At 46.9% G+C, this 256-nt stretch carries 1 protein-coding gene; it reads right to left on the bottom strand.

Annotated features, from left to right (window positions below):
- A partial coding sequence (locus UQ64_RS28915; RefSeq protein WP_245238296.1) for a reverse transcriptase domain-containing protein occupies positions 1-256 on the bottom strand: 256 nt, incomplete at both ends.

Genomic DNA, 256 nt, shown 5'->3' with positions numbered 1-256 from the left:
AACGGACTGAGTGGACCTCCTTGCGGTGTCCCTTCTGTTGTCGGTTTTACTAACCCGTTCTCCATCACTCCTGACTGAAGATATTTTCGAATCAGCAGGAGAACTTTCTTGTCCTTCACTTTAGCCGAAATCTTCATCATCAGTCGGTCATGGTTGACGCGATCAAAGAATTTCTCCAAGTCCAGGTCAACGACGTATCGATAGCCTTCTTTCATGAATTCTCTAGCTTTCCTTACCGCCTCATGTCCTCGCCTTC

Origin of the sequence: Paenibacillus etheri, from assembly GCF_001012825.1 — a bacterium.
Lineage (GTDB): Bacteria > Bacillota > Bacilli > Paenibacillales > Paenibacillaceae > Paenibacillus_AQ > Paenibacillus_AQ etheri.
This window is presented reverse-complemented; position numbering and strand designations above follow the sequence as displayed.